At 39.1% G+C, this 23,338-nt stretch carries 22 protein-coding genes and 4 pseudogenes; 16 read left to right on the forward strand and 10 right to left on the reverse strand.

Features of this window, described 5'->3' with window-relative positions:
- Positions 1–158: 158 nt before the first annotated feature.
- The gene (locus AC0VZ4_RS11720; RefSeq protein WP_475439634.1) at positions 159–1,574 is read right to left on the reverse strand and encodes an IS4 family transposase; all 1,416 of its coding nucleotides are present in this window, start codon (positions 1,572–1,574) and stop codon (positions 159–161) included.
- 215 nt (positions 1,575–1,789) lie between these two features.
- Here AC0VZ4_RS11720 and AC0VZ4_RS11725 point away from each other — a divergent pair, with 215 nt between their 5' ends.
- From AC0VZ4_RS11725 to AC0VZ4_RS11750, 6 genes and pseudogenes are all read left to right on the forward strand, one after another.
- Positions 1,790–2,737, forward strand: a complete 948-nt coding sequence (locus tag AC0VZ4_RS11725) for a LysR family transcriptional regulator (protein WP_475439754.1) — start codon at positions 1,790–1,792, stop codon at positions 2,735–2,737.
- 551 nt (positions 2,738–3,288) lie between these two features.
- Positions 3,289–4,386 (forward strand): ISAs1-like element ISPsesp1 family transposase, encoded by a 1,098-nt coding sequence (locus AC0VZ4_RS11730; RefSeq protein WP_475439755.1) that lies wholly within the window; start codon positions 3,289–3,291, stop codon positions 4,384–4,386.
- Between the two features lie 126 nt (positions 4,387–4,512).
- Entirely contained in the window at positions 4,513–4,647 is a 135-nt protein-coding gene (locus AC0VZ4_RS11735; RefSeq protein WP_264299604.1) for a hypothetical protein, read from the forward strand.
- A pseudogene (locus AC0VZ4_RS11740) lies at positions 4,631–5,088 on the forward strand (GNAT family N-acetyltransferase). The gene AC0VZ4_RS11735 and the pseudogene AC0VZ4_RS11740 overlap by 17 nt, the downstream one beginning before the upstream one ends.
- A 29-nt stretch (positions 5,089–5,117) precedes the next feature.
- Positions 5,118–5,324 (forward strand): hypothetical protein, encoded by a 207-nt coding sequence (locus AC0VZ4_RS11745; RefSeq protein WP_007375422.1) that lies wholly within the window; start codon positions 5,118–5,120, stop codon positions 5,322–5,324.
- A 411-nt stretch (positions 5,325–5,735) separates the two neighbouring features.
- Positions 5,736–6,167, forward strand: coding sequence for a hypothetical protein (locus tag AC0VZ4_RS11750; RefSeq protein ID WP_033028414.1), 432 nt, complete (start codon positions 5,736–5,738; stop codon positions 6,165–6,167).
- Positions 6,168–6,179: 12 nt separating this feature from the next.
- Here AC0VZ4_RS11750 and AC0VZ4_RS11755 read toward each other — a convergent pair.
- Positions 6,180–6,800: pseudogene (locus tag AC0VZ4_RS11755) on the reverse strand (isocitrate/isopropylmalate family dehydrogenase); the annotation flags it as partial.
- Positions 6,801–6,853: 53 nt separating this feature from the next.
- Here AC0VZ4_RS11755 and AC0VZ4_RS11760 point away from each other — a divergent pair.
- Positions 6,854–7,603: an IS5 family transposase gene (locus tag AC0VZ4_RS11760; protein WP_475439649.1), complete on the forward strand. Its 750-nt coding sequence runs from the start codon at positions 6,854–6,856 to the stop codon at positions 7,601–7,603.
- 15 nt (positions 7,604–7,618) lie between these two features.
- Here AC0VZ4_RS11760 and AC0VZ4_RS11765 read toward each other — a convergent pair.
- Both AC0VZ4_RS11765 and tnpC read right to left on the reverse strand, forming a co-directional pair.
- Positions 7,619–8,302, reverse strand: a pseudogene (locus AC0VZ4_RS11765) (isocitrate/isopropylmalate family dehydrogenase); the annotation flags it as partial.
- Positions 8,303–8,506: 204 nt separating this feature from the next.
- Positions 8,507–9,946: an IS66 family transposase gene (tnpC, locus tag AC0VZ4_RS11770; protein WP_475439674.1), complete on the reverse strand. Its 1,440-nt coding sequence runs from the start codon at positions 9,944–9,946 to the stop codon at positions 8,507–8,509.
- 97 nt (positions 9,947–10,043) lie between these two features.
- Here tnpC and AC0VZ4_RS11775 point away from each other — a divergent pair.
- The 3 genes and pseudogenes from AC0VZ4_RS11775 to AC0VZ4_RS11785 all read left to right on the forward strand — a co-directional run.
- Positions 10,044–10,610, forward strand: a pseudogene (locus AC0VZ4_RS11775) (M61 family metallopeptidase); the annotation flags it as partial.
- A gap of 97 nt (positions 10,611–10,707) precedes the next feature.
- Positions 10,708–12,327 (forward strand): IS1634 family transposase, encoded by a 1,620-nt coding sequence (locus AC0VZ4_RS11780; protein ID WP_475439728.1) that lies wholly within the window; start codon positions 10,708–10,710, stop codon positions 12,325–12,327.
- An 11-nt stretch (positions 12,328–12,338) separates the two neighbouring features.
- On the forward strand, positions 12,339–12,590 hold the full coding sequence (locus AC0VZ4_RS11785) for a hypothetical protein (RefSeq protein WP_475439756.1): 252 nt from the start codon (positions 12,339–12,341) through the stop codon (positions 12,588–12,590).
- Here the strand turns inward: AC0VZ4_RS11785 and AC0VZ4_RS11790 are convergent.
- On the reverse strand, positions 12,585–13,133 hold the full coding sequence (locus AC0VZ4_RS11790; RefSeq protein WP_007375426.1) for a hypothetical protein: 549 nt from the start codon (positions 13,131–13,133) through the stop codon (positions 12,585–12,587). The genes AC0VZ4_RS11785 and AC0VZ4_RS11790 overlap by 6 nt on opposite strands.
- A gap of 367 nt (positions 13,134–13,500) precedes the next feature.
- Here AC0VZ4_RS11790 and AC0VZ4_RS11795 point away from each other — a divergent pair, with 367 nt between their 5' ends.
- Entirely contained in the window at positions 13,501–13,668 is a 168-nt protein-coding gene (locus AC0VZ4_RS11795; protein ID WP_007375427.1) for a hypothetical protein, read from the forward strand.
- 133 nt (positions 13,669–13,801) lie between these two features.
- Positions 13,802–14,638, forward strand: coding sequence for a TIGR02285 family protein (locus AC0VZ4_RS11800; RefSeq protein ID WP_475439757.1), 837 nt, complete (start codon positions 13,802–13,804; stop codon positions 14,636–14,638).
- A 67-nt stretch (positions 14,639–14,705) separates the two neighbouring features.
- On the opposite strand, the gene AC0VZ4_RS11805 is transcribed toward AC0VZ4_RS11800, so the two are convergent.
- The 5 genes from AC0VZ4_RS11805 to rnm all read right to left on the reverse strand — a co-directional run bounded on the left by AC0VZ4_RS11805 (position 14,706) and on the right by rnm (position 18,294).
- Positions 14,706–15,281, reverse strand: coding sequence for a YceI family protein (locus AC0VZ4_RS11805; RefSeq protein WP_008138356.1), 576 nt, complete (start codon positions 15,279–15,281; stop codon positions 14,706–14,708).
- A gap of 1 nt (position 15,282) precedes the next feature.
- The gene (locus AC0VZ4_RS11810; protein WP_475439758.1) at positions 15,283–15,834 is read right to left on the reverse strand and encodes a cytochrome b; all 552 of its coding nucleotides are present in this window, start codon (positions 15,832–15,834) and stop codon (positions 15,283–15,285) included.
- Positions 15,835–15,979: 145 nt separating this feature from the next.
- Positions 15,980–16,816 (reverse strand): segregation and condensation protein A, encoded by an 837-nt coding sequence (locus AC0VZ4_RS11815; RefSeq protein WP_008138354.1) that lies wholly within the window; start codon positions 16,814–16,816, stop codon positions 15,980–15,982.
- Positions 16,817–16,822: 6 nt separating this feature from the next.
- Positions 16,823–17,443, reverse strand: coding sequence for an L-threonylcarbamoyladenylate synthase (locus AC0VZ4_RS11820; RefSeq protein ID WP_475439759.1), 621 nt, complete (start codon positions 17,441–17,443; stop codon positions 16,823–16,825).
- On the reverse strand, positions 17,440–18,294 hold the full coding sequence (gene rnm, locus AC0VZ4_RS11825; protein WP_475439760.1) for an RNase RNM: 855 nt from the start codon (positions 18,292–18,294) through the stop codon (positions 17,440–17,442). Before rnm ends, AC0VZ4_RS11820 begins: the two co-directional genes overlap by 4 nt.
- Positions 18,295–18,758: 464 nt before the next feature.
- Between rnm and AC0VZ4_RS11830 the strand changes: the two genes are divergently transcribed.
- Genes AC0VZ4_RS11830 through trpCF form a run of 4 tightly spaced genes read left to right on the forward strand, consistent with a single transcriptional unit; the run spans position 18,759 to position 23,337 of the window.
- On the forward strand, positions 18,759–20,327 hold the full coding sequence (locus AC0VZ4_RS11830) for an anthranilate synthase component 1 (protein ID WP_475439761.1): 1,569 nt from the start codon (positions 18,759–18,761) through the stop codon (positions 20,325–20,327).
- A 1-nt stretch (position 20,328) separates the two neighbouring features.
- Entirely contained in the window at positions 20,329–20,931 is a 603-nt protein-coding gene (locus tag AC0VZ4_RS11835) for an aminodeoxychorismate/anthranilate synthase component II (protein WP_475439762.1), read from the forward strand.
- An 11-nt stretch (positions 20,932–20,942) separates the two neighbouring features.
- Positions 20,943–21,980 carry an anthranilate phosphoribosyltransferase gene (gene trpD, locus AC0VZ4_RS11840; RefSeq protein ID WP_475439763.1) on the forward strand — a complete coding sequence of 346 codons (1,038 nt, stop codon included), beginning with the start codon at positions 20,943–20,945 and terminating at the stop codon, positions 21,978–21,980.
- On the forward strand, positions 21,973–23,337 hold the full coding sequence (gene trpCF, locus AC0VZ4_RS11845) for a bifunctional indole-3-glycerol-phosphate synthase TrpC/phosphoribosylanthranilate isomerase TrpF (protein WP_475439764.1): 1,365 nt from the start codon (positions 21,973–21,975) through the stop codon (positions 23,335–23,337). Before trpD ends, trpCF begins: the two co-directional genes overlap by 8 nt.
- Position 23,338: the final 1 nt, after the last annotated feature.

Genomic DNA, 23,338 nt, shown 5'->3' on the forward strand with positions numbered 1-23,338 from the left:
GTATTTGGTTTTTAAGCAAGGCAAAGTACATGTAGTGTGGTGACTCCCCATAAATGTACTTTAACGCTGCATAAAGGCCAAATACAGACTGCCCATAGGGTTCTTTCTAGGGACGATTAACTCTTTGTTGCCTACATGGATGTAGGTCTGTCTCTTGATCACAACTTTTCTGTCTGCTGAATTGATATTAACAATTCGGCAGATTCGACCATTTCTGCTAATTTCAACCACCCCTTCCAGAGTGCTTTTACGCCAACTCGACCATTTCTTTTACTGTCATACCACCCTCCCAATTTCGCTAAACTATAGTATAGCCAATGGAGAGACGGTACTTTATCCGGCAACACATCCTTTTCAACCTTTGCCCATAGTAATTTCCACGTCATCTCTTTAACACAAGTTGTACATCTCACTTCTTTGTCTAATTCACTCCTTTGCGCCATATTTTGCAGCTGTAATAACCTGACAGTAATAAACGCTTTAATGATCGCAATTCGTAAAATATTATCACTGTGCTGCAAACGTAAATCTTCTACTTCGGTTCCATCTGTTTTCCATGTTTTATGAAACTCCTCTACACGCCAGCGAAGTTCATAGTATCTTACTAATTTCTGGGCATCTTCTGCTGTATTTACGGGCTCTGTCGTATATAAAATCCAACATAATGGATTTTTTTGCGTACTTTCTTTTTCCTGACAGACAATGACATTGACGCTCAATGTCGGTGATTCTTGCCCTTGTACTCGCTTAGGCTTGGCGAGTGTTATAGGTTGATAGCTCAATGTAATTCGGGCCTGACGCGCTTTTCTTCCCGCACGTTGCGCTATATTAATAGTGTAACAACACTGACCCTGCGCTGTTTCTATTAACTGATTGAGATTGCATTGAGGCTCTATTAATTTTCTATTTTCTTTTGCTCTGACTAAAAATCGATGCCCTTCATCTTTTTGGTAAGTCATGTACTCATAAATGTCAGCTTCTCTGTCGCAGATGTTAAGTATATTTGATAATTCACCTGTACGTTTTTTTATATCCATTAATGTTTGTTGCCAGCGATAGCTTTCTTTCTCTTCGTAAGGGCGTTGCTGTTGTTGATCTTTAGTCCCTTTAACCTTTGATTTCCTAAACCAATAGGACTGGTCGAGTAAACCAATAACGTGCTCCGTATCTGCATCAATTGCTAAAGTTGAATGCGCATATAGCGTTCTTGTTTTTGATGGTTTTCCTAATGTATTTGCACAGTTCACATCGCCTAATTCTTTGCAAACACTGTGTTTAAATGTCAATCCTGTCGTATCTTGGATAGCGAGAACCAAAGGCAACTGCTTTACCGCTTCACTCGTTTGTGAGAATCCTGAATCGGCAATCGCTTGAGGGGATATTTTCTCATTTCTAATGAAACGATAAGCGGCTTCAATTTTTGCGGGTGTATCAGAAGCCTTAACAATTGAGCTGTCTGCATTCTCAGCCATATCGCTTGCTAGTAGAGCTAATCGTCGGGTGCGTCTCGGATCTCCTAAATTAGCGTTACCAAAAATTAATTGAGCCCATTCTTCAGAAGTGTTTGTGTGCATATGATAAATCTATGAGTGATGATGATCGATTAGATCACAGACTTAACGATATTCAAAGACTTGTGTATAAGAGACAGGGATGTAGGTAAGGGCGTGAGCAGGACGCGGAAGCTTTGCTCGATTTTTACTTAGCCCACTAGGTGGCAAACCTCGCGCCGCGATTAAATAGTCCCTAGATTGAACAAATTTCAACCCTGAAAGGCCAGCACGCCCATATGAATATAAGAAACGTTGACCTCAACTTGTTAGTTTACTTAAATGTACTTATCGATGAAAAAAGTGTGTCAAAAGCTGCGAATAAGCTCGCGCTTACGCAACCGGCTATGAGTAACGCATTAAAACGTTTGCGCGATTTATTTGACGACCCACTGCTGGTGCGTGCTGCAGGCTCTATGACGCCAACGGCAAAGGCACTTGCATTAAAGCCTGAAGTTGAGGCGCTCTTAAAAATGGCTGAAGCTATTACGCAGCCTAGTGAGCAATTTAACCCTACAACTGCTGAAGTTACGTTTAGAATAATGGCAAACGACTACATAGAGTTGACCCTAATAGCCCCTTTTATAACGGCGCAGCTTAGTAAAAACCCCGGTATTAATTTTGATGTGTTAAGTCCAAGCGACGTAAACCTGCAAGACATGGAAAAAGGCACTATAGATTTAGCAATAAATCGCTTTAATGGCCTGCCACGCTCGTTTCATCAAGCCAGTGTTTGGCGCGATAATTACTGTTGTTTAACGCATCCTAAAAATACATTTTTACAACAATCAGGGTTAGACGACTACTTAAAAAAAGAGCATGTTTGGGTAAATCGTGCCGGCTGGGGGCCTGAAGCCGCTGTTACTAATAAATCAGGAAAGCAAAAATTAGGCTGGGTAGATGAAGCGCTTTGGCAACTAGAACAAACCCGTAAAATACGTGTTTTTACTCGCCACTACATGGTCGCAAGCCTGCTTTGCCAATCAGAGCAACTTATTGCCACCCTACCGCGCAGGCAAGCTAAGTTATTAACCTCTCATACTGATTTAGTAATCAGCCCTGTACCATTTCAAATAGTGCCTATTGAAGTGAAAATGATATGGAGCCCACTGCTGCACCATGCGCCAGCGCACCAATGGTTAAGGCGTGAGTTATTAGCGTTTGCTACAACAATTGCAGATAGGTAATTAAATATGAATTGTTTATTCATTTACTAAGGGGCTATTTACTCATTGTTGCTCGGCTTTTACTTCACCCACAAGGTTACAAATCTCGCGCCGTACTTAAATAGACCCTAGTTTGAACAAATTTTTATCCGCAGAGATCAACAGACCCCAGTTGTTAACACTACAGTTAATCAGTAGAATTATTAAATAATCTGGACTCTGATTAAATCGTTTGAAGTTCTGCTTACAGTCATTAAATCAAACACCAACTCTATATAATAAAAACTTAAGGACGCATTCTTATAAATATTGATTACTCTACTTATTCACTTAGTGAATTAAACGAAGCACTTGAAAGTATTGATGCGCATAAATATCCCGAAAACTACAAACGACTTAAAGATGAATTAGCTAAACCAAATCGTAACGAGCCGAAATCTGCGCAACAAATAGTAATAGCTGAAAATAACACTAAGAAAATAAGTAAAGCGCTCCTGCAGGGCGGGATCACACTTTGTAAATAAACAAATTTTATGATCTAATACCATAAATTTCATCACCTTAAACTTATTATGTCACTCTTCTCACATTTAGAACTCGTCAAAGATAATCGTTCACATATAAATCAGCACCATAACTTAGTTGATGTGCTTTTTCTTATTATTACTGCCGTTACATCAGGGTGTGAAAACTGGCAAGACATTGAAGTCTATGGCGAAAGTAAGCTTAATTGGTTAAGAGGATTTCGTTCTTTCAAAAATGGCATACCCACTCGACATAGTATTGCTCGGATTTTTAGAACCGTTGATACTGACTCATTACTACTCGCGATGTATAGCTGGGTCAATCAAAACCGCGTTAAGTCAGCGCATCCTGTCATTGCCTTCGATGGCAAAACTATTCGCGGAGCAAGTAAACACATTGCTGATAAATTACATCTCGTCTCAGCATTTGATTGTGAAGCAGGTCTCACATTATTCCACCAAACAGTTGGCAGTAAGACGAATGAAATACCGGCAGTTCGGGATTTATTGAAAATACTCGATATCAATAACACCGTCATTACACTTGATGCTTTGCACTGCCAAAAAGAAACGCTAAAACAGCTAATTAGCAGACATGCAGATTATCTAGTGCAAGCAAAGGGTAATCAAAAGAAACTTTATAGCGCGATTCAAGATGCATTTACACACCAGTATGAATCTGAAAACTCAGAGATACTTAGTCATGTAACACAAGATGAAGGGCATGGGCGAAAAGAAGTACGCACGATAGATTGTCTTGATGCGCGTTTATTACCGAGTGAAATTAAAGAGAGCTGGCCATCAGTTAGAACAATCGTTGCGGTGCAGCGAGAGCGAACGAAGGGTAATAGAACGAGTATTGACACACATTACTACCTAACATCGTTGACAGACAATATATTGATAAGTAAAGCAATAAGACAACATTGGCTGATAGAAAATCAGCAACACTGGATACTGGATGTCGTATTTAAAGAAGATGCCTGTCAAATACATGAGCCATTAAGTGCGCAACATATGGCACTATTTAGACGCGTCGTTAGGAACATGATAAAGCAGCATACGAAAAGCAAGGGGTCAATAAGAAGTAAGTGTGTAAGAGCTTGTTATGATGATGCTTTTAGAGAAGAACTTCTTTTTGGTTAACATTTTTAACAAAGTATGCTCGCGCCCTGAGCGCTCCTGTGTATTGTTTTAGGTTTGTTTATTCTTTTACGCAGCTATTTTAATTACGAAAGTGGTGTCATTCATAAGAGATACAATGAGCCGGCAGTGGCATCTTTAGAAAATAACCCGAAAAAGTTTTATTTATTTCTTTTTTTCACAATTGGTGCCGGAGGTTTTATTACGGCATATGGTATTCATACTTTATTTTCTAAAAAAGAAGACAATGATAAACAAACTTAATAATAAGAATAACGATACTGCAAATAAAATTTTTGCTGTCTTTCAAAAATCCTATGCTATGGAGGCTAAACTGATCGGCGCGCATAACTTTCCTCCTTTAGCGCGTAATACTTGAATTCAAGAGGTATAAAAAAGTCAGAAACAACTTTTTATGGCTACAGCGAAAATGAATGTTTAGCAGCCGTTATTGAAGTAGATACAAACAACGAGTGTTTAGATATTTTTAGTTTAACCGTTGATCCTAATCATTTTAAAAAAGGTATCGCAAGTAAGCTAATAAGTTATGTTTTAGCAATGGGTGATTTATCTCATGCAATAGTGGAGACTGCGGTTGCTAATACTCCTGCAATAAATTTATATAAAAAGCATGGCTTCGTGGAATTTAAAAGATGGACTCCTTCACATGGTATTGAGAAGCTGGCTATGTCGGTCGTAATTTAAATCAGTATTTCACAATAGGTAATTTACAAATGGATAGTGCATCAATAATTGCGTGGAGTGTTTTGTTTGGCGGCATTGGTATTGGCTACCTTACTTACGGGCGAAGAAAAAAAGCCGTAGTGCCACTTTGTATTGGTTTATCGCTATTGGTATTTCCGTATTTTATGAGCAGTGTGAGCATGCTGTTGATTGTAGGCGCTATTTTGGTTGCTATTCCTTACTTTATTAAAATTTAGCATTACTATTGTTACGACTAAATAAAATACACGCGAAAAATAAAAAGCGCCGTGGTATTCAACTTTGGGAAAATACCATGGCGCTTTTGGAAATCGTCGATATAGGAGTCTACCTACAGTGTATGATTAGCAAGCTTAGTACCAACTTCATAATAAAATTAAAATTCAATAAAAACAATTAACTAAGAATCCATCTTTATTCCTCAATGACTCCCCTTGTTCCAGTTTTGTGCACGTTTTTACCACTCTGCACCAAATTAATTAGTATAATTTAGGTATGTTTTCTATTTTTTATTTAGTTTTAAAACTTACTATTGATGAAATCAATATCAGTTATTGAAAACAATAATTTCATTAATAATACACTTAGCGCTAGAGTGAAGTTAAGCCAACAAACTAAGAGTAATAATTATGACAACATCAAGCTTCACACAACAAGACGGGTTATTTATTGATGCTAATTTACATCAGTTTATTGAAGAACAGTTATGCACTAAAGCTAACACCACTGAGACTTATCAAGCATTAGCTACTTTAGTTGATGAGTTTGGTTGTAAATGTCGTAAAACAAAACATCAGCCAGATGATGTATTAGAAGTAGATACATTATTAAACGCATACCAACTTAAAAACCACCCGCTTTGCCATGTTGATGCGCAAACGACAGAAGCTGTTTTAGATGAATATTGCTGCCAGGTTCCTGCAATTATTGTTGTCGCACTAATGGATACGCTTAGCGGTACACAATGCGATGAACCTCAAGCACATGATATTTACCATCGTGCAGCGCAGTTAACCAACCGCCCTTGTATGCACAGAGTAAAAACTGCCTCAGCAGCTTAATAATGAATGTGTTTAAAAGTGCTCGATAACCTTCTTTGCAAAGCCAGTACAAGTTAAGGTTGTCGAGTTATGAATACTTGAGTTATCGCTCTGCTCTTGCGCTAAATCAAAGGTTACTTCACCACTTTTAAATGTTTGCTCTAACGCACTTTCTATCAGTAATGCGGCCTCCTCCCATCCCATAAATTTAAGCATTAATACCGCACTTAAAATACTACTGCTGGGGTTTGCTTTATTTTGCCCTGCTATACGTTCAAACGTGCCGTGTGTGGGCTCAAAAAATGCAACATCATTATTTAAATTAGCTGCGGGCATTATGCCAACACCACCAACTTGTGCGCTTAGCATATCCGCTAAAAAGTCGCCGTTTTGGTTAGTCGTCACCACTACATCAAATTGCTCTGGATGCATTAAACATTGTTGCAGCATGTTATCAGCTATGACTTCTTTAATAATTAAGGGCGCTTGGTGTCCTCGCTCTATTTGCAGCCAACGCCCATTTTCATGTGCGGTGGCATTAAACTCGCTTTGTGCAAGTGCAAACCCCCAACGCTTAAATGCCCCGTCGGTAAATTTAAGTACATTGCCTTTGTGCACTAGGGGCTGTTGATCTTTGTTTGAATTTTGTGCGTAAGCGGTAATCTCGTATAATTTACTTCGCCAAAAACAAACCTTACGAGATTACCATGCCCCGATTAATGCTCACTGATAAGTTGTGGTCGAAGCTAAAATCAATTTTGCTTGAAGATAGAGTTTATAACAAGCTTGAACACAGACAAACGATGGAAGGAATTTTATATCGCTTACGTGTTGGTTGCCCATGGCGTGACCTCCCTGAGTGTTTTGGTTTATGGAATACTATTTACCGCCGATTTCTACTTTGGTCTAAAAAAGGAATATTAATAAGGTTGTTCAAATCATTATCCGCCAATAGTGACACTGAGTGGGAATTCATTGATGGCAGTTATGTTAAAGCACATCAACACAGTACAGGTGCTGCGTCTCAACAAGAACAAGCGATAGCATTAAGTCGTGGCGGTAATACAAGTAAAATTCATTTAGCTGTTGATAGTTATGGCTTACCAATTGAATTTATTATTACAGGCGGCGATGTTCATGATAGTAAAGTGGCAAATGAACTGATTGAATTATTGCCCCAAGGCGATTTTGTTATCGCAGACAAAGGCTATGATAGTGAAGTCATTAGAAATAAGGTTCGAGAGAGAAACTCAAGCCCAGTGATCCCTAGAAAGAAAAACTCAAAAACAGGTAATGGTGATATTGATTGGTGCTTATATAAATATAGGCATTTAGTTGAAAATGCCTTTGCAAGGCTAAAGCACTTCCGTGCTATAGCGACAAGGTACGATAAATTGAAATTACAGTTTGAGAGTATGTTAGCGCTGGCATGTGCAATGATTTGGCTACCAATGTGAAAGATCAACAGCCCCTAGTGTTAAGGATTCACTATCGTTTTTAAGTGCATACTTAATTGCAAAGCGCATTAGTCGTTCAGAGCCTTCTTTGGATATATTTTTAATGCCAATACCGCACTCTTGTGTAAACCTTAAGCGCGTTACCCCCATTTCTTCGCATAAAAAGTCGAGCATTTTTTCGCTTTCTACACTGCCTGCTTGCCATTCAATACCTGAATACACATCCTCGCTGCTGTCGCGCAGCACGGTTATGTTTGTTAAAAAAGGATTTTTTAAAGGAGAAGGGAGTGCACTAAAGCCTTTTATAGTGCGCATATTTACAAACAAATCCATTTCTTGCCTGAGGGCTACATTGAGTGAGCGAAAGCCACCACCCAGCGGCGTTGTTAACGGCCCTTTTATGGCAATTTTACAGGCGCGTACTGCGTTAATTGTTTCTTGTGGAAACCAGTCACCGTCATACAGCTTTGCGGCTTGCTCGCCGTTATAAACCTGCATCCAATGTATTTTACGAGCGTTTTTGTAACAATGCTCAATTGCACTATCAACAACGTGGCGCATTACCGGCATGATATCTAAACCCACGCCATCGCCATCAATATAAGCAATGATAGGTTCTAACGGAATTTGCCACTGTCCGTATTGGTCTATCGTGATATTTTGACCTTGCGTTGGCACATTTATATGTTGGTACTGCATTGCTAACACCTACAAAGGTTCTATAAATATGATTAAAGCATGCTAATTAAGGAGTGTCTGTATTTGTACTTTTATAGTTACTATCATTTAAAAAAATAACAAATTAACTGTGACTATTTACGTCATGAGTTGGTCTTGTTTAATTAGCCTTATCGTATTAGCTATTAAATTACAGTGGAACACTTTAATGAAACTCTTTTGTAACTATTCAGCCACATTTTCAATAAATATATCAGGTAACTGATTTTTGAAGAGTAATTCAAGGGCTAGGCTTGCTGATACATGCTGTTTTCTGCAAGTCGAGAGGTAGCTTCTGATTAAACAAAACATCTCTGCACCTTGCATGCTTCTGAAGCACCCAGATATCTTTTGATGAACCTTGGTCATCCTAATATCATTCTCACCTTGGTTGTTGCTAAAAGGCACCGCTGTTTCCGTCATGAACCGTAAGACATCATCTTGATAATCTCTTAACCGCTCTAACAACGCTCTAGACTTTGTTCGTTTCAATCTGCCTCGCTGGCCTTTTACTCGGCTGTTTCTATCCGGTGGAGGGCATTTAATGTCACCTTGAGCCAATATTTGTTGATATTTCTCTATATAGTGAGCTTTTGTGTCTGCATCTAGCTCGGGGTTATCTATTTGATGTTTATTGATTTCAGTCAGTAGGGTTTGCAAATCCTTTGCCCATTGCATACCGTCTTGCTCCCATGCCCTTTCTAACTCTCGGATATGATGTGCATTACACAAGGCATGTTGGCACTGTGTATATTGATAATACGGTTTCCAGTGGTCGTGGCATAGTACCCCAGTAAAGTGAGGTAAAATATCGGCGTCATCCATCGCTATTTTCCCTCTTTTCTCATGCGGGTAAAAATACGTCCACCACGTCGTTGATGCACCATGAAGCCATCGTCGTTTACCACCTATATTAATCCCCGTTTCATCAACGTGTAAGGCTTGATAAGTCGTTTTCAGGGCTTTCTTGAGCGCGGCTTCTGCGCCGGAGGACTTTACCAAGGCCGCTGCTTGTTCATTAAAGTTAAATAAACTACCCGCACTGATTGGAATACCGAGTTGATCACAAAAATATTCTTCAATGCGGTTGTAAGGGAGTAATTGATATTGGGATAGGTAAACTGCATGGGCTTTTACACCAACCCCATATTGAATAGGACTGTTAACGTCTTCTGGAAATTCACCAATAAAACGCTTACCTTGCTCATTTTCCAGAATTTGTGCTTGGTATTCAGTGACCACTTTCCTGATATCTATATCGACAACCTGTCGTTTTTGAAAGCCAATTTCACGGTAGTGACCTTTCGGTAAAAAATCACGTTCAACTAGGATGATTTTGATCTCATCAGGCGTCTGTGTTTGGGTTAGTGTTTTACCTGCACGGCCTTTTTGACCACCCGCTGACTTGGCTGATTTCTCTTTGTTTTGTTTTTTTCGGTTGATGTCTTTTGATGGCGGGATACTGCTATTGTTACTGTTAAGTCCTAATTTACTTGCTAACATAACAACGACAACCAGAATGAGTTCAATAGACATCTTCAGCGCAGGCGTGAGAGTTTTACCTTCTTGTAATTGAGCTTTGGTTTTCTCAACGATTTCGTCGATGTTGATGCTGTTTAAATTCATTGAAGCTAGGGCTATTAGGTCATAGCCCTAGCTTGGCATACTGGCGGGATCGGTCAATAGTTAAAAAAGATCCTTTGAAAATAATTTACCATGGTGAATAGTTACACTCTTTTTTATATTGCTACTATCAATCAACTCGTTTAAAACGTTAGCCGTTGAGGTAGTAATACACAACCTCAATTCACTCTCAAATAGTGGTCAAAGGACGGTGTCTACTTGGGTGAATCAAAGTGTTGAAAAAACACAAAATACACTGGGGCCTTTAAAACAAACCACTTTGCCTATTTATTTAAAACCGCAATACTTTGCTTTTGAGCCAGTACCTTGGGCTACTGTAAAGCGAAATAATCCCGATGGGCTAGAACTACATATAGATCGTTACGCCAGTTTAAAAGCATTCACTAAAGATTGGACGCTATACCATGAACTTTCACATTTATATTTGCCGCTACTTCCCTACTCCGGTTTTTGGCTAAGCGAGGGCTTTGCCAGTTATATGCAAAACGTAATAATGCGTGACAGCGGTATAATCACCCAGCCGCAGTTTGTACAACGCTTAAATGCAGGGTTTGATCGTGCCCGCCTGCAAACCAAAACTAAAACACAGCCACTTAATAAGCTCTCTGCCGATATGTGGAAACAACGTGCTCAGCAACGTGTTTACTCAGACATTGATCAGACCAATTTCAAAAATTTCGATTTAATTTAAACGCTTAATTCTCTTTAATTTGATAAAATAACATCTCAACTTTGAGGTGTATATGAATCTAAAAATCAAACGGTTAGACCATCACGGTATTGTTTCAGGTGTTATAGAAGACTTAAAAATTGTCAGCCTTTTAGATCAATACTTACCTCAAGACGATAAACAAGAAATCACCCCCGGTGAAGCTGTAAAAGGCATGATCATGAATGGACTCGGTTTTGCCAATCGACCTTTATCACTCAGCCCTCAATTTTTTACTAACTTGCCTCTTGAACATTTATTTCGTGAAGGGGTTCAAGCATCACATTTTAATCGTCACAAACTTGGTAGAACTCTCGATCAATGCTTCGAGTTTGGCTGTGAAAGCTTATTTTCATTAGTCTCCGGACAAGCATGTGAAATAGAACAAGTTGATAAAACCTTTGAATCACTTGATACAACGAGTCACTCACTGACAGGTGAATATGCTTTTGATGATGGAGATAGTGATGAAAACGTCATTAAAATTACTCATGGCTATAGCAAGGCTCACCGTCCTGATTTAAAACAAGTCGTACAAGAAATCATTGTTAGCCAAGATGGTGGGATCCCGCTTGCATGTAAAAACTGGGATGGTAACAGCGCAGACACCGCTATTTTTAAAGCGCGAAGTAAGGCGCTTGTTGACGAGTTCAAAAAAAGCCAAGCTCCTAAATACCTTGTGGCAGACTGTAAACTTTATCATAAAAGTAATGCTGAGTTTTTAACCAAAATTCAATTTCTCACGCTAGTACCTTCAACAATTTCTCTTGAAAAATCCTCTATAAGTACAGCCATAGCAGCCAACCAATGGGTTAATATTGATGATAACTATCAATATGTTGTTGAAGAGATTGAGCATATGGGGATAAAGCAAAGATGGATGATTATTTATTCAAAAGCAGCTAATAGCCGAGCACAAAAAAGCATTGTTCGACAAGTTGAGCGAGCACACACAGGCATCAAAAAAGACCTCTTCCATTTACAAGCTCAACGTTTCGCTTGTCAAACTGACGCACAACGCGCATTAGATAAATTAGCGAAAAAGATGAAGCATCATCAAATAGCGACTCAGCAATTTATTAAGCATAAAGTCTATGAAGGTAAAGGGCGACCTAAAAAAGATGCGCCAGTAAAAAATATTGAATGGCAAATCACGGCAGAAATTGAAGAAAACGAAAGCGCAATAAAACAGATTGTAGAACAAAAGTCATGCTTCGTATTAGCAACGAATATTGATAAAGAAGCCCTTTCACCAGTAGGTTTACTTAAGCATTACAAAGCACAATCTGAAGTAGAAAAAGGGTTTAGGTTTTTAAAAGACCCCTTGTTTTTTGTTTCATCATTATTTATCAAAAAGCCAAGTAGAATAGATGCTCTGTTGATGGTGATGACACTTTCATTGTTAGTTTATTCAATCGCGCAAAGACGAATGAGAGCGAATATGAAAAAAGAAAAAGCCACGATAGCGAATCAAATCAATAAAGAAATATCTAACCCAACATTACGTTGGGTCTTTCAGTGTTTTGAGGGAATTAATCTACTCCAGCAAGGCGACAAAATCAGCTTGGATGGTTTTGATGAGTTCAGGGAAAAGATAATAAGGCTCATTGGTGGACATGCGTTGCATTTATATAAAATCCAAAAAGTTGCCTAGGGGTCTGATCAATGCCTGTTTACTGGACAGGCGCAGCTTTTTTTGCCCAAGCAGATCTAGCATTGCAAAAACAAGGGCAAACTTTGGCAAGTGTTATAAAGGCGTATCAATTATGCTGTAGGCCAGCACGCTCTAACGCTAAAATGTTTATAAAAGAGCTTGATAAACAATCTAGAAGCAGTGTTTTTTCTACTCTATACGCACAATACAATAACCGCACTGACTTTCCTAATATTACAAAAGCGCAAATTAATCAGCTATAACGCTACTTTTAAGTAATGGCTAAAATAGTTATACGCTTGCTCATTAAAATTGACTGAGTGCTCGTTCATAAAACCATGTAGGTAGTTTGTTTTATTACACTTTACTGCGGACTTATTATTTAAAATGGCTATCACTTCATCAACATTAAAATGTACCTCATGTTTAGGAAAAATAAACTCACAGGGTACGTTTGCATCTAACGCTAAATAATTACGAATTTGTGATGGGTAGAACCCAATTAACTTTTTAAGGTGTGTATTGCCTGTTAATAACTGTGCGCGCCATGCTGCACTTGCCCCTGCGCTAAATGCGATACAAGTTGTTGGTGCTTGCAAATGCGCAAAACATTTTTGAAGTTTGTCGGTGTATTTATCATGCCCGCATTTCTGTATGAATTTATTGTAGTTATATTCTTCACTATCAATAGGTTGCAACTCATTATCATAAGGATCAATAACCGTTACCTTAGTGTCAAACCCCTCTGTAAACTGCGTAAAAGCAGGTGTTAAACCAAAAATATCGCTCGCAATTAGGTAATTCATACTTATCCTTTAGTAAATAAAATTGGAGGCCATAGGCAGTTGATAAAATGTATTATAAATAAATATAAAAAATAGCTTGCACATAATATACATATAAGTTACCTTCCCTCTCTGGTTTAAAGAAACCGCCGCGGTTAACCATTTACCCTGATCCAGTAAGCCCCGCAAAACGTATATTTGAAAGCTAAGTTATTGTACGGCGAGAACCCCTTAAATAATACCGAGATGAATTTTATTATCATCGCAAAAGTGTCATAAAGATCGTCAACACTGTAATGAAGCTAAACACAACATCGTTTATTTATTGACTGCACGAAGCTATAAAATATAGCGCAGAATAAATAACAAGAATAAAGTGAGTTTTATTATGTCTTATAAATATAATGGGTCTATGATCCAAATTGCACATCCAGTGCAATCAATTTCAGTAAACAAACATCGTGTAATCTTTAGTGATACACAAGGTTTAAAAAATGCATTATTTCAAAAAGCGAGTGATGCACGCCAATTTGTTAAATGGCTAAAAGCTAGTTAAACAAAACTTTAATTGCTTTTTATTATTGTGATTATTGAAAATATATTTTGCCAGCCTCGTTGCTGGCATTTTACTTTTTAGCCCTTTAATGGTTACAATAGTTTTACAATAATAATTATTGGCAACTGCTGTAATGCTCCGTTTATGTATACTTTTTTTAATGTTTTGTTTTGTAAGCCCTGTAAGTAATGCTAAAACCATTAATTGGTTAACGCACGACTTTGCACCGTACTACATTTTAAATGGCCAATATCAACACCAAGGCCGCGATGAAAGCATTATATCCCTACTTGAAAAACAACTACCCGCTATTACCTTTAATCAAATTATCATCCCTTCGGGAAAAGTAATCCAAGAGCTATCAAATACGTCCAATAATACTTGCGCATTATCTCTTTATAAAAATAATTACCGAAAAAAGCATATTTACTTTACAGACGAAAGCTCAACTACAGGCCTATCACCTTCTGTTGCTATGCATAGCAAGCTTGCAGACGCACTTGAATTGCCTGATGCCACTGAAGTGTCATTATTAGATTTAATACGTGATAAAAAGCTAACACTCGGCATATCAATGAGTCGTTCTTATGGAAAAGAGATAGATTCGGTTATAAACACAACTCCCGATATAGATTTAGTAATAAGACCTACTCGCGACAGCTTAGCGAGCCTTACTTATATGCTTAATTTAAAACGGATTGATATTTTATTGGGTTACCCAAGCGAACATTATTATTTAGCTAAATTAATGAATTTTGATAAAAATTTAACACAACGACCGTTAACCGAATCCCCTGCGTTAAGTTATGGCTTTATTGGTTGCACTAAAAATGAGCAAGGTGCAAAAGATATAGCAATACTTAATGAGCAGCTCAAAGTAATAAAAAAAACACCAGCTTATAATGATGTGCTAATGCGCTGGTTGCCAGAGCATTTAAGGCCTTTGTTGCAAGAGCGTATAGAAAAATAAGTATTTATAGAAAAAAACGCCATTAAAAATGACGCTGTTTATTGTTTATAATTAAGTATTTGATATATTACTGACGAATACCTTCAATAAATAAACCTATATCTACATGGGTAGAGGCTGGCCCTAAATTGTAATCAATACCGTAGTCGGTAAGCTTAAGGCTTGTTTCACCTTCAAAGCCTACACGGTAACCACCCCATGGATCTTTACCTTCACCCACTTTATCAATTTCAAAAGTAATGGTTTTGGTTACACCATGCAGCGTAAAATCACCTGTTACTTGACCTGAATCGTCTTCAAATTTAATACTGGTGCTTTTAAACGTCGCTGTTGGGTATTTATCAACATTTAAAAACTCTTTACCACGAAGGTGTTTATCGCGCTCGGCATGATTAGAATCAAGGCTTGTTGTATCTATATTAACCATAATTTGCGACGCATTAGGGTTTTTAGCATCGTAGTTAAATTTACCATCAAAGGTATTAAAACGGCCATGTAACCAGCTGTAACCTAAATGTTTAATTTTAAAGTTTACAAATGCATGAGCACCCTTTGTGTCAATTACGTAGTCGGCTGCATTAGCAGTTGTTACCGATAACATCATTGCAGCCGAAACGGCTGTGCTTACTAATAATTTTTTCATTTTAATCATCCTTTAATGGTTTGATCATTCTAATTAAGGTTTTATCTTTATCGATAAAGTGATGTTTTAACGCCCCTAGTGCATGCAATACTGCAAACCCGATTAATGTGCACGCGCCGTAATAATGTACTTTTCCTGCAATATCGGCTTGGTCATCAAAGGCAAAATCAAGCGCTGATACATTAAATAAAGTAAATACTTCTATTGGACGCCCGTCTGCGGTTGATATTAAATACCCTGCAACAACAATAACAGCCAAAATAATATACATAGCAATATACGCAGTATGTGCTAATTGGTTCATGCCTTTACTTTCACCTAATGGTTTAGGTTGTGTAGATAAAGCACGCCATAAAATTCTAAATAAGAATACGGCCACAAGCGTAATACCAATGCTTTTATGTAAATCGAGCGAGCCTTTATACCAGCTATCGTAATAAGTAAGCTCAACCATATATAAACCTAAACCAAACAGGCCAAAAATAGTCAACGCCATGAGCCAATGTAAAATAATGGCGACAAGTCCGTAAGATGAAGGTGTATTTTTAAACATGTGTAACGTCCTATAATGCTATGACGTTACAATATAGTGCATAGCCTTAAATGAAAATAACATTTACAAACACTTTACGTGCGTATACGCACAGAACTTTGATAATTAAAGTCAGTTTTAGAAGTTGAGGATTAAACAGATAAGTTTATAGAGTGGATTGCTCGCTCAAGCTGACATAAATTAAGCTCTCTGGGCTTACTTGCAAACAAGTAACAAGTCCTTCTTTAATGAGTTCAAGCATGGCTATAAAACTAACTACCACACCACTACGCCCTTCATCAGGCGTAAAAAGCGCATTAAACACCACTGCTGAATTTGCTTTCGATAGCTGTTGTAATATTTGGCTCATTCTCTCTCGGGTTGAGAGTACTTCGGCAGTAATTTGATGATGTTCAAACGTTTTTGCTCGCGCCATTACATCACTCAGCGCCAGCATTAAGTCTTTAAGTTCAATATCGGGGAGGTTTTGACTTGTGTCTTCATTTATTGGCATAGCGGCATGCGCTATAAAAATATCACGCCCAACACGGGGGATATCATCGAGGTTTTCGGCGGCTTTTTTAAATAACTCATATTCTTGTAGACGTTTAATAAGCTCAGCGCGAGGGTCTTCTTCCTCTTCAAGCTCTTCGTGTACAGGAAGTAATAAGCGCGACTTAATTTGTGCAAGTAACGCGGCCATAACTAAATATTCACCGGCAAGTTCGAGTTGAAACTCGGTCATCATTTCAACGTAACTTACATACTGCTCTGTAATACTAAAAATAGAAAGGTCGAGCACATCAAGCTTATGCTTTTTAATTAAATAAAGCAGTAAATCGAGCGGGCCTTCAAAGGTTTCTAATATTATTTCGAGCGCATCGGGCGGAATATATAAGTCTTCTGGTTTATCTACAACCGCTTTACCATGCAAAAAAGCCAGTGGCAGCTTTTGCTGCACTGGCTTTTCACTACTTTTTGTATCAGCAGTATTTTCGCTCACTTGTTATTACTCAAACGGGCTTGTATCACCACAGCCAACACGTAATATTTGAACTTCATCTTCTGACAAATCGATTACTGTGGTTGCTTGCTCTGGCAAGTAACCACCGTGAATAATTAAATCAACGTGCTTATCTAATCGCTCTAATATTTCATCAGGATCTGATTCTGTAAATTGTTGCCCTGGTAAAATTAAAGAACACGACATTAGCGGCTCGCCAAGTTCGGCAAGTAACGCACAAGCAATTGGGTGTTCAATTACACGCATGCCAATGGTTTTTTTCTTGTCGTTTAATAAACGCTTAGGGACTTCTTTTGTGCCTTTAAAAATAAAGGTATAAGGCCCTGGCGTATTATTTTTAATTAATCTAAATAGCTGGTTATCTACACGTGCATAAGTAGATAGCTCCGATAAATCACGGCAAACTAGCGTAAAATTATCGTTTTTTTCAATACCACGAATACGCTCTATGCGCTCTTTGGCTTGCTTATTACCAATGTTACAGCCAATGGCATAGCCCGAATCTGTTGGGTATACAACAACGCCGCCTTGTTTAATAATATCAACGGCTTGAGTAATCAGTCTCGGTTGCGGGTTATCTGGATGAATATGAAATAATTGACTCATGTTAACGCCCCTTCTTGTTCTTCCCAAGCTTGCCAAACACCTTGGCAGTCCTTTGGAAGGTATAAATTTTTGCCAAGCTCTAAATAACTTGTCGGAAAATGAAAATCAGACCCTTGCGAGCAAAGTAGCTCGTACTCACGGCTCAATTCACCTAAAAACTGGCGCTCGCTTGGCGCCTGTTGAGGTTGTGCAACTTCCATTGCGTCTCCCCCTACACTTTTAAATTCTACTAATAACTTTCGTAGCCACTTGTTTGACATTTGATAGCTACTTGGGTGCGCAAGTACAGCAACACCACCAGCGGCATGTATTGCTTCAATAGCGCTTTGCATAGTGCACCAGCAACTTGGCACGTAGCCTGTTTTACCACGCCCTAAGTACTTTTTAAAAACACCCGGGAAATTTTTAGCTACACCGCGCTCAATAAGGGCGCGTGCAAAATGTGCGCGCGTAATTTGCGCATCCTTTGCCAGCTCTTTAGCTTGCTCGTAAATGCCATCAAATCCATTTTTTGCAAGGCGTGCGCCAATTTCTAGCGCACGCTCTTCTCGCTTTTGCTGCTGAGCTGATAATAAAGAGGTAAGGTCAATATTATTAATATCAATATTTAAACCTACAATATGAATTTCGAAGCTTTCCCATTTGGTAGACACTTCGGTACCCGTTATTAATGAAAGCGGTAAGTTTTCTGCTTTAATAAATTGCTGAGCAGGCTTAATAGCTGCCACAGTGTCATGATCGGTAATAGCAAACACATCAATATTTTTATCAACAGCGCGATGCAATAATTCTTCAACCGTTAAACGCCCGTCTGAATGTGTGGTATGGCTATGTAAATCATATTTTATCAAAAGAAAACTGCTTAAAATTAAGGGTTACTGGTGTTTATGTAAGTATAACAACTTTTTTGACTAAATTGTTTTAAATAAACACTTGACACAAAAGCATAAGATACGTTTTACTGTAGCCACTTTCAGACACATTAAGAATTAACAATAATGATCAATTCAAACTTAAACACTATTTGGTGGTGGCACTCGTAATTATCGGGTGATGAATTGTCGTGTCTAACAAAAATTCAAAACCCGCAACTATGCGGGTTTTTTTATAACTAAATTTTACGAAACATATACGTTAAAAATATTTAATAAATTTTGAGGCAGAAAAACATGAATAACGGTCTTACTCTTACAAATCGTTGGTGGTGGCGCCTGATATAGCGGGACGGTAATGATCTGTTTGTAATTTAGATATCGTTATTCAAACCCCGCACTGCTAACGCATTGCGGGGTTTAATTTTTTGAGGGAATGAGGTTTGATTTTTAGTCATATAACTACCACACCAGGCGAAGTAACAAGCATTACGCAAGTACGCGACTATATTAGTAGCCCTCTTGCATTATACGCGGCACTTGATAAGCCTAACTCACTACTGCTTGAATCGGCTGAGATTGATTCTAAAGACAGTGTAAAAAGTTTAATTTTAGTTGATAGCGCCCTGCGCATTGTATGTAAGGGTAAAACGGTAACTGTTAGCGCACAATCTAATAACGGCAAGCAATTATTAAGCTACTTACAAGCAAATGTTAAGAGCTGTGATTCACAATTAAACGACACAACGCTTACACTTAACTACCAAGACACCAGCAGCGATATAGACGAAGCGAGCAAGCTCGTTGCTGATAACGCATTTAGCGCACTACGTACGTGTATCAACAGTATTAAAAGCACAACCAACAATCCATTTTCGGTATTTTTAGGCGGCGTATTTGCTTACGATATGGTGGCAAACTTTGAGCAATTAAGTGATGTACCTGATGGTGAAAATACCTGCCCAGATTACGTATTTTACTTAGCCGAAACCTTAGTTGTTATTGATCATCAAAAGCAAACAACTGAGCTCATTGGTAATGTATTTAATGGCCCAGACGTACACGCTAACTGCTTTGAAGTAGGTAAAGAGTTAGAACGATTAAATACACTTTGCGATAACGCAGCAGAATTTAGTGCGGATATGCAAAGTGGCGAATGTGAGGTAAGCGTTGATATAGACGATGACACTTACTGCGAGCAAGTTGTTAAGCTTAAGAAGAACATTGTAGATGGTGATATTTTTCAGGTAGTGCCGTCGCGTACATTTTCACTACCTTGCCCTGATACTTTACATGCGTATAGCCAGCTTAAAAAGCAAAACCCAAGCCCTTACATGTTTTATATGCGCGATGAAGACTTTGCATTATTTGGCGCGTCTCCTGAGTCGGCCCTTAAGTACGACGTAAGTAATCAGCAAGTAGAAGTATACCCAATTGCTGGAACTCGAGCGCGTGGCAAATTTACTAACGGGCAAATAAACCCAGACCTAGACAGCCGCATTGAGTTGGAACTAAGAAACGATCAAAAAGAGCGCGCCGAGCATTTAATGCTCGTTGATTTAGCGCGTAACGACGTAGCCCGCATTAGTGTTGCAGGTACTCGTTTTGCCAAAGAGTTATTAAAAGTAGACCGCTATTCACAGGTAATGCATTTAGTATCACGCGTTGTTGGCACATTAAAACCAGAACTTGATGCACTACACGCTTACCAAGCGTGTATGAACATGGGCACCCTTGTTGGTGCACCAAAAGTACGTGCTGCTGAGCTTGTACGTCAAACAGAAGGGAAACGCCGTGGCAGTTATGGCGGCGCTGTTGGTTACTTAACCGGTGATGGCGCAATGGATAGCTGTATTGTTATTCGCTCTGCTTTTGTTAAAAATAATATAGCTTATGTACAGGCTGGTGCCGGTGTGGTGTTTGACTCAGACCCTATTTCTGAAGCAAAGGAAACTCGCGCTAAAGCACAAGCGGTTATCACCGCCATAAAATCTACGTATAAGGCGGTATAAAATGAGTAAAGCGAATCCTATTAAAATCTATTTTTTAGATAACTTTGACTCATTTACATATAACTTAGTTGATGAGCTTACGATGCTTGGCTGCGAACTGGTTGTTTATAGAAACAACATTAGCGCTGAGGTTATTTTTAATAAAATGCGCCAAGAGCAAGGACCAGTGCTATTAGTACTTTCCCCTGGCCCTGGCACACCAAGCGATGCAGGCTGTTTAATGGAGCTTATTGAGCTCTCTAAAGGCCACTTCCCAATGTTAGGCATTTGTTTAGGCCAACAAGCGTTAACACAAAGCTATGGCGGAGTAATCGGTCACGCGGGTGAAACCGTACATGGTAAGTCTTCAATTATTAAATTAAGCGAACATCCTGTATTTGATGGTATGGGCAATACAATGCCTGTAGCACGTTACCATTCATTAATGGCAACAAAAGTGCCTGATAATATAAAGGTTATTGCCCAGTACGAAGATATACCTATGGCTATTTATCATCATGATGACAACGCTTTGGGTTACCAGTTTCATCCAGAATCTATACTGACGCCAAACGGCGCAATGCTACTTCAGCAAAGTGTCGCTTACTTAACACGCGCTAAATAAAAGAGGACATTATGAGTACACAACCAGAACAACCCATAAATGTTCAACACGCTATTGAACAACTAATTACAGGGCAATCATTAAGCTACGCAGACGCCAAAGCACTGTTTGATGAAATAATGCAAGGTAACATGAGCGAGATTGAGCTAACCGCCCTACTAATAAGCCTTAAAATTAAAGGCGAAGTAAGCGATGAAATAGCAGGTGCTGCAGCCTCAATGCGCGATAACGCTGTTGCTTTTACTACCAGCAGTACACAACTTGCTGATAGCTGTGGCACTGGCGGCGATGGCTCAAACACAATTAATATAAGCACAACAGCAGCCATAGTTGCCGCTGCTGCCGGTATTAACATGGTAAAACATGGTAATCGCAGTGTATCGAGTAATTCAGGCTCTGCCGACTTACTAAAAGCGCTGGGCATTAATATAGATATGAGCCCAGAGCAGGCAGCAAAATGCCTTGAGCAAACCAATTTTACCTTTTTGTTTGCACCGCACTATCACAGTGGCGTACGCCATGCGATGGCCGTGCGTACAGCGCTTAAAACACGCACTATTTTTAATATTTTAGGCCCGCTTGCTAACCCAGCAGCACCTGATGTGCAATTGTTAGGTGTGTACAACGAAGCGTTATGTATGCCAATGGCACAAACACTTAAAACCCTTGGCACAAAGCGCGCTATGATTGTTCACGGCTCGGGCACTGACGAAATAGCTCTACACGGCCCAACAACGGTAGTTGAGCTAAATAATGGTGAGCTTACACAGTACACGCTAAACCCAAGCGACTTTGACCTTGCAAACTATTCACTTGAACAACTCGCTGGTGAAGGCCCACAATACAACGCAAATGCTAGCCTTGCCATCTTACAAGGCAAAGGAACAGATGCACATAATGCTGCCATTGTGGTTAACGTAGCTGCCCTTTTATACCTAACAGGTAAAGCAGAAACGTTAAAAGAAGGGGTAAAACAAGTACAAACATTATTAAGTTCAGGGCAAGCCATGAACACACTAAATGCAATTATTGAGGTAAGTAATGGCTAATGTATTAGACAAAATTGTTGCTGATAAAAAATTAGAACTCATTGAGCGTAAAGCCGCACGCCCGCTTGAAAGCTTTAAACACCTTGCAGTGCCTACAAGCCGTAGTTTTTACAAAGCATTAGCAGCCCCAGGCACACAGTTTATTTTAGAGTGTAAAAAAGCATCGCCCTCAAAAGGGTTAATTAGAGAGCCATTTGATTTAACCGAAATTACCTCAGTTTATAAAAAATACGCCACCTGCATGAGCGTGTTAACTGATGCTAAATATTTTCAAGGTAGCTTTGATTACCTCGAATTTGTGCGCAGCCAAGTAGAACAACCGCTTATCTGTAAAGACTTTTTTATAGATGAGTACCAAGTGTATATGGCGCGTATTTATGGCGGTGACGCTATATTGCTGATGCTTTCGGTACTTGATGACGAAAGCTATAAAGCACTGCATGCTGTTGCCGATTCACTAAATATGTCGGTATTAACCGAAGTAAGTAATGAAGAAGAAGTACACCGTGCACTTGCGCTTGATGCACAAATTATTGGTATTAATAACCGCGATTTACGCGATTTAAGCACCGATTTAGCCACTACTGAAAAACTACGTAAGCTTATTCCGGCTGATAAAGTGGTTATTTCGGAATCGGGGATTTATACCCATCAAGACGTAAAACGTTTAGCCCCATTATGCGATGGCTTTTTAATTGGCAGCTCACTTATGGGCGAGCGTGATTTAGAGCAAGCATGTCGCCGTGTTATTTTAGGTGACAATAAAGTATGTGGTTTAACACGTACCAAAGATGCACAAGCGGCATATCAAAACGGTGCTGTTTATGGTGGTTTAATTTTTCATCCTAAATCGCCACGCTATGTTGATTTAGATTGCGCAAAAGAGCTGAGCCAAAGTGCTCCGCTTAATTTTGTGGGTGTGTTTGTAGATGCCCCAATTGATCAAGTTGCTCAATACGCAAGTGTGCTAAAATTGGCGGCAGTTCAATTACATGGTCAAGAAAGTGACGATTACATCGCTCAGTTGCGTACACAGTTACCTACCGGCTGCGAGATTTGGAAAGCCCAAGCAATAAAAGATGCATTGCCAACGCCTGTAAATGGCGTTGACCGACACCTTTACGATACACACAGCGATACACAAGCTGGCGGTACAGGTAAAGTATTTGATTGGTCGGTGCTTCATGATGCAACTACACCGTTTATGCTCGCTGGAGGCTTAAATCCAGACAATATTAAAGATGCGCTTTTTAAAGGTGCCTTAGGCCTTGATTTAAACTCAGGCGTTGAAGAATCTGCGGGTAAAAAGTGCCCTAACAAATTACATAATGCTTTTACAAGCATCAGAAATTATTGAG

The organism is Pseudoalteromonas sp. QJM3NY_22, assembly GCF_056173065.1.